Origin of the sequence: Nonomuraea basaltis (assembly GCF_005893125.1) — a bacterium.
Lineage (GTDB): Bacteria > Actinomycetota > Actinomycetes > Streptosporangiales > Streptosporangiaceae > Nonomuraea > Nonomuraea basaltis.
The window spans coordinates 1-6,041 of sequence record NZ_VCJS01000407.1; the positions used below are offsets into that span (position 1 = coordinate 1).

General features: G+C 65.9%; 6 protein-coding genes. 2 read left to right on the forward strand and 4 right to left on the reverse strand.

The genetic code is table 11. The annotated features are described in order from the left end of the window. Both fxlM and EJK15_RS66930 read left to right on the forward strand, forming a co-directional pair. Positions 1–1,477 (forward strand): methyltransferase, FxLD system (gene fxlM / locus EJK15_RS66925; RefSeq protein WP_240778091.1); only part of this gene is annotated, 1,477 nt, incomplete at its 5' end. Positions 1,478–1,491: 14 nt separating this feature from the next. After that, the gene (locus tag EJK15_RS66930) at positions 1,492–2,619 is read left to right on the forward strand and encodes a hypothetical protein (RefSeq protein WP_138720538.1); all 1,128 of its coding nucleotides are present in this window, start codon (positions 1,492–1,494) and stop codon (positions 2,617–2,619) included. 32 nt (positions 2,620–2,651) lie between these two features. On the opposite strand, the gene EJK15_RS66935 is transcribed toward EJK15_RS66930, so the two are convergent. From EJK15_RS66935 to EJK15_RS66945, 4 genes are all read right to left on the reverse strand, one after another. Next, positions 2,652–2,843: a hypothetical protein gene (locus EJK15_RS66935; RefSeq protein ID WP_138720539.1), complete on the reverse strand. Its 192-nt coding sequence runs from the start codon at positions 2,841–2,843 to the stop codon at positions 2,652–2,654. A gap of 209 nt (positions 2,844–3,052) precedes the next feature. Further along, positions 3,053–4,417 carry a reverse transcriptase domain-containing protein gene (locus EJK15_RS66940; RefSeq protein ID WP_338089975.1) on the reverse strand — a complete coding sequence of 455 codons (1,365 nt, stop codon included), beginning with the start codon at positions 4,415–4,417 and terminating at the stop codon, positions 3,053–3,055. Continuing rightward, on the reverse strand, positions 4,344–4,847 hold the full coding sequence (locus EJK15_RS73960) for a reverse transcriptase N-terminal domain-containing protein (protein WP_206062262.1): 504 nt from the start codon (positions 4,845–4,847) through the stop codon (positions 4,344–4,346). Before EJK15_RS73960 ends, EJK15_RS66940 begins: the two co-directional genes overlap by 74 nt. A 671-nt stretch (positions 4,848–5,518) precedes the next feature. Beyond that, positions 5,519–5,911 (reverse strand): hypothetical protein, encoded by a 393-nt coding sequence (locus tag EJK15_RS66945; RefSeq protein WP_138720540.1) that lies wholly within the window; start codon positions 5,909–5,911, stop codon positions 5,519–5,521. Positions 5,912–6,041 lie beyond the last annotated feature (130 nt).

Consider the following 6,041-nt stretch of genomic DNA (forward strand, 5'->3'; position numbering starts at 1 on the left):
CGGCCGCGTCGCCGCTTTCGAGGAAGCCGGCCGCTGCCTGGCCCGGTTCGCGGCCAGCGGGCAACTCCGGCGAGGTCTGCGCGCCGTCCTCGCCCACCATGCGATCTTCGCTTTCAACCGCGCCGCCGTACCCGTGGCCGAGCAGGCCGCCGCGGCGTGGCTTGGCTGGCAGGTCGCCTTCGGAGACGACGAGCCGGCCGCCGTGTCTACCGGCCAGTCCGTACCAGCAACCCCTACCTTCGAGCAGATGGAGAGCACCATCACTACAACTACCGACCCCGCCGACCTGCGCAACGCCATGGTGGACAAGTTCACCGGCTCCGGCCACCTGCGCACCCCCGCGATCATCGACGCCTTCCGGGAGGTCGAGCGGCACCGGTTCATCCCCGACGCCGACGTCGAGGCCGCCTACGTCGATGACGCCGTGTCGATCAAGCACAACACGGATGGCGAGATGATCTCCTGCATCTCCGCGCCGTCTGTCGTCGCTATCCAACTGGAGCAACTGGGCACACAGCCCGGCCACAAGATCCTGGAGGCCGGAGCAGCCACCGGCTACAACGCCGCACTCCTCGGGCGGCTGGTAGCCCCCGGCGGGCACGTGTGGACCGTGGACGTCGACGCCGACCTCGTCAACACCGCCAGCAAGCACCTGGAGGCCGCCGGTGTGTCGAACGTGACCGTGCTGCTGGCCGATGGCGCGGCCGGGCTCCCCGAGCACGCCCCGTTCGACCGGGTCCAGTTCACCGTGGGCGCCGGCGACATCCCCCTCCCCGTCCTGGAGCAACTGGCCCCCGGCGGCCGCGTGGTCCTCCCGATGCGGATCCGCGGCAGCATCTCCCGCTCCTTCGCTTTCGAGCGCGACGGCGAGACCTGGAAGACCATCTCCTGCGAGATGGCCACGTTCGTCCCGCTGCGCAAGGGCATCTGCGACGACATCCGCACCCTGATTCCCATGGCCGGGGAGGGCAACGTCCGGCTGGAAACCTACAGCGAGCAGCTCGTCGACCGGGAGGCGATGCGGACTGTCTTGGACGAGCCATCCCACAAGCTCTACACCGGTGTGAAGTTCCGGCAGGGCTCGCCCTGGGAGTGGGTCTACCTGTGGCTGGCGTGCGTCCTCCCCAACGGCCTGTCCCGGATGCCTGGCCAGCGGCCCGGGTTCACCCCGCACTTCGGGTGGGGTTCCATGGCCGCGCTCGACGGCGACAGCCTGGCCTACCTGACCGTCCGCGAGGGCGACGACGCCGAGGGCCGGTTCTGGGAGATCGGCGTCATCGGCCACGGCCCGCGCGCCGCCTCCCTCGCCGAGCAGGTCGTCGCCGCGATCCAGGAGTGGGCCCGCGACTACGGCAACGACGCCCCCGCCCCCGGTTTCCGGATGGCCACGGCCGCCCACCGCGACCTGCTGAAGGCCGCCGACCCGCGCTTCATCATCGACAAGCCCAACAGCCGACTCGTCATCGACTGGCGGTAGAAGGGAGCAGCGTGATGAACCCTGCGATCGCCCGCCGTATCCCGCTGGTCTGCCGGCCCAAGCCTCCTGGGCTTCCACTGGACAGGCGCATTGCAGAGCTCACCGCGCTGACCGTCGAAACGCCCGGCGCGGACCACCCCCAGCGGGTGGCCCGCGCCAGCGGAGTCCTCAACTTCGCCGCGCTCATCGCCTCCGACAGCGGGATGCCCGACCTGGCCGCCGAACTGTGCTGGCGGCAGCACAAGGTCTTCGCCAAAGCCGGAAGCCTCGACCAGGACATCGCCGTGATGTCGCTGATGCCGCTGGTGAACATCGCCCGACTCCTGATCCGCGAAGGTGACGGCAGCGGCGCCTACGCGGTGCTGCAGCAGTTGTACCGGGCCGCCCAGCAGCGCGGCGCCACCATCATCCGTGACCATGACGTCGACCTGTCGCCATTGATCCAGACCGCCGCAGACCACCGCAAGATCTGCACGGAGCTGTGGGTCACCCTGCTGGTCGACGGCGCCAGAGCCCTCGCCAGCCTTGGCCGTTGGACCGAGGCAGCCGAATCCATGGCCGCCCACCGTGGCGTCGGCCAGCGGCTTCTCGACGGCCGCCAGATCACGATCATGTCGCTGGTGGAGCAGGACCTCCCCCAGCAGGCCGCCGACATGATCGACTCCAGCGTCCCCGCAGAGCCGTGGGAGGACGCCGTGGCCGCCATCTTGCGCATCTACTGCCGGCCGACAACGTCGACGCCATCACAGCATGAACTGGACCATGCGGTGCGGGAAGCACTCGCGCTGATCGCCGAGCCCGAACCGATGACTGCGGCGTTCCGGGCTCGGCTCGGCTTGACCGTGCTCGACCTGACGGCCGACCAGCCCACAGCACACGACTCCGACCTGCGGTCCGCTGTCATCGGCGTGGCCTGCTCGGACGCCTACGCTGCCCGAGACGTCCTCGGGCACCACGGGATGCGCTCCCGCATGACCCCACAGCAGGAACAGGAACTCGCCGGCGTGCTCGCCGCCTCGGGGTTCGGCGCCGGAAGCCTCCCAGCAGCCCACTTGGACGCTCTCACCGCCGCAGTCCGTCAAGGCGAGCGCAGCCTGCGCGCCCTGCTCGGCACGACCACGCTCCAGAGCGACCCTGCGTGACGCGGGGCGGACAGGTATAGGCAGGGCCGAGATCACATCGGCGTGATCTGAAGGTAGGAGCCAGCGTGGACGCGCATCCACCCGGTCGTGGTGCGCAGCTCGACATCGTCGATGTAGACGACGCTGCCGGCGGCGTGCCCGGCGGCGACCTCCATCCCCGCCTGGGCGTAGAACTCGGCTGTGCCGGGGGGCGCGGTGGCCTCAACCTGGAAGAACGTCCACACGCCGGCAGGAAGCGGCGCCTCGTCGGATATTTCGCTGATTTGGCCGCTGTCGCCATGCCAGGAGATGGAGACGCCAGCCTTCGGGTGGCCGGTGGGCGAGTAGAGCCACGCGCCGAGCCTCCATCCGGTTCCGGGTCGGGTAGCCCCGGTGCATTGCTGCGACCGGGGCCCCCTCAGAACCGTGCGTGCATCTCATCGATGCACACGGCTCAAGCAAGCCGCGAGGGCGGTTCAGGTTGTTGCTGTGCCGTGCCCCTGCGTGGGCGGGCGAGGTGCCTGCGGTGGCAGGAGGCGTGTACCAGGCGTGTTTGATCACCGTCCGGTGTGCCGGGTCTCCCGTGGTGGACGAGGTAGTCGGCAGCGATCGCCTTGCGAGTGAGCTGCAGCCACCACCGTTGCCATTGGTCGGGGGACTCGGGCGGCTGATCGGCGATAAGAAGAGGATCTCCACAGAGTGGACAGCGCACATCCTGCCTGGTGAGCAGGCGCATGGTGTAGTTGTCCAATGGAGGTTTGGCCTTCTTCCGCCGTTTCGCCCAGTACTCGGTCAACTTTGGGTCGTCGAGTGACGCCCCGCCTTTGACCGGGATGTGCCGAACGATGTCGGTCCAGGAAAACCGTACGACGTAGGCAGTGGTGCCGGGGGCGCCGAATACCCAGCGGTCGTTCCTGAACTTGTTGTGTTTGCCGAAGTAGTGGTCGACGACCCAGGCCTTCGGCTTGTTACCGTGGCTCCATGTGGCCCATTTGTAGAGAAGCTGCCACAGGTAGTAGTCCAAGGATTGGAAGGTCTTCTTGGACACCACGCTCCGGTAGTAGGCCGCCCAGCCCTTGATGATGGGATTGAGCTTGGTGATGACCATCGCCGCGTTTGAGCCGCGTAGGGCACGCATCTCAGAGGCGAGCCTTTTCCGGAGACGCCTGATGGCTGCCTTACTCGGTTTGATCAGCAGCTTCTGGCGGTAGCGGCGGACGTTGAATCCGAGAAAATCGAACCCCTCTGAAAGGTGGACGATGCGTGTCTTGTCTTCGTTAAAGACAAGACCTCGGGGTGCCAACCACTCCGCCAACCGGGCTTTGACTTGTTCGGCCTGCTCCTGGCTGTGACAGAGCGCGATCATGTCATCGGCGTAGCGGACCAAAACAGGTGATCCTGCTTCCACCCTGCAAGCTTCTGCGTTGGCGGTATAGCGGATTCCGGCAGCCTCTTCCAACCCATGCAGGGCGACATTCATGAGCAAGGGTGAAATCACCCCGCCTTGTGGAGTTCCCTCCCCAGTGGGAGCGAACTCCTTTCCGGATTCGATTACCCCTGCCTTCAACCAGTCGGCGACCATTCCCCTCGCGGGGAAGTCACCAATGGCTGCGAGTAGATGGTTATGGTCGATCCGGTCGAATGCCGCAGCCAGATCCGCGTCCAGCACCCACACGCGCTTGGCCCTTGGGCCTCGACACGCATTGAAGGTCGCCTCGATCGCATCATGGCAGCCACGACCCGGCCTAAACCCATAGGATCTGGGCTCGAACCGGGCTTTCCCACTCGGGTTCCAGCGCGTTGCGGACCCGCGCCTGATGGCACCGGTCCATGATCACAGGAATTCCCAATGGGCGTAGCTTCTTCCTGTCACCGGCTTTCGGTATGTACACGCGCTTGACCGCACGGGGCTGCCAAGACCGGATGGATTGATGCACACGCACCGCCACATCCGCTCTGGCGTTGGAGGTCAAAGCAACCTCACCGTCGACTCCGGCGGTCTTGCGCCCGGTATTGCGCTGCGTCACCTGCCGCACGCTCACCAGTGTGTTCGACCGGGAACGCAGCATCAGCTTCTGCAGATTCCTGACCTTGTGCCAGTTCTGCTCCTGCGCCGCCTTGAATATTCGCTGCCGTAGCCGCTCTACCTCACGTTCCGCATCGGTCCAGCCGATCCAGTCCCAATCGATTGAGTCCAGATCGGCACGTGGAAGATCCGCAAGCGTGAGGTCTTCAGGTCCGTTCACCATAAGGCGTCTAACTTGTCCATCGGTTCGGGCGGTTCCTGCAGATCATCTTCAAGGGCTCACCTGCCTACGTCAGCACGCTTTCGCGTCCGGGCATCAGGCCCGGTATCCGGCCAGTTACGCGAGACCGTCGGTGGAGAAACCGGTCACGCTGTCTCGCTTTCCTGTCGCCTTTCGGCCACCGGCATTCGCTTCTTGGGCATCCTGTCCCATCAGGGAATTCAGCCCTCCTTACGGTCGGCCTACCGACGCCCTGTGAGCGCCGGACCCTAACGGGGTTCACATGTTCCGCACGCGTGAGATACGGCTGGGATTGGGTGTCCTCTCTACCCCGGGAACGGCGGTGTCCCTACGGCCAAACGAACTCTTTGGCCGCTCGCTTGCCGCCTCTCAACGGCCGGTCCCTGCCACCTTGTGATACATCCCGCCACAAGGCGTCAAATTAACGAGGCATCAGCAAGGATTCACTGGTGTTCACCCCATATCCAGCCTTCCCTTCACCTGTGGTCCCCGGACGGGACGGGCACCCTTGGGCTTTCCCCCGAGCTCCACACCCGGCTGAGCAGGACCCAGCCGCGCATGTCGGGGTGGGGACGGGCCACGGACACAGGCCCGGACTACGCCTTCGACATCAGTCGAACCTCCTTGGACGTACTCACTCACAACGTGCGACCTCACGTCGCACGTTTGGTATTTGTCCAGCCGTACAGCACGGCGCGGCTCTCGCTCTGGGCCGTGAGTTTGCCGGCGTAGTCGCCGCTGTGCACGAAGTCGGTGCTCGCTGGATCCAGGTCGGCGCCGCTCGTGCTGAAAGGGTCGAAGAAGTCGGTGTCAAAGTTCGCGGTCCGCTGGTAGGAGGACTGGCCGCCGTCGATTTCGATGACGCCGGGCTCCTCCACCAACAGGACGCCGTTCATCGTCAGTACACCGGTCTCCACGGACGGCCAGTCGAACACCTGCCGCCCCAACTCCACGCCCCAGAAGCGAGACCATGGCTCCCCGTTGATGATCGCGCGAAGATTCGTCTCTCCAAACAGGGTCTGGTGCATTTGCTGGGGAGCGGTCACGGTCGGTGCGGGCGAGGCGGTCGCCGTAGGCGAGGTCGGGGCCGGCGATCTCGCCGGTGGCGGCCAGTGGATGTCGGTCTATCGCTGCCGGTAGAGCACGAGGTGTTCATGGAAGAGAACGCCGTATCGG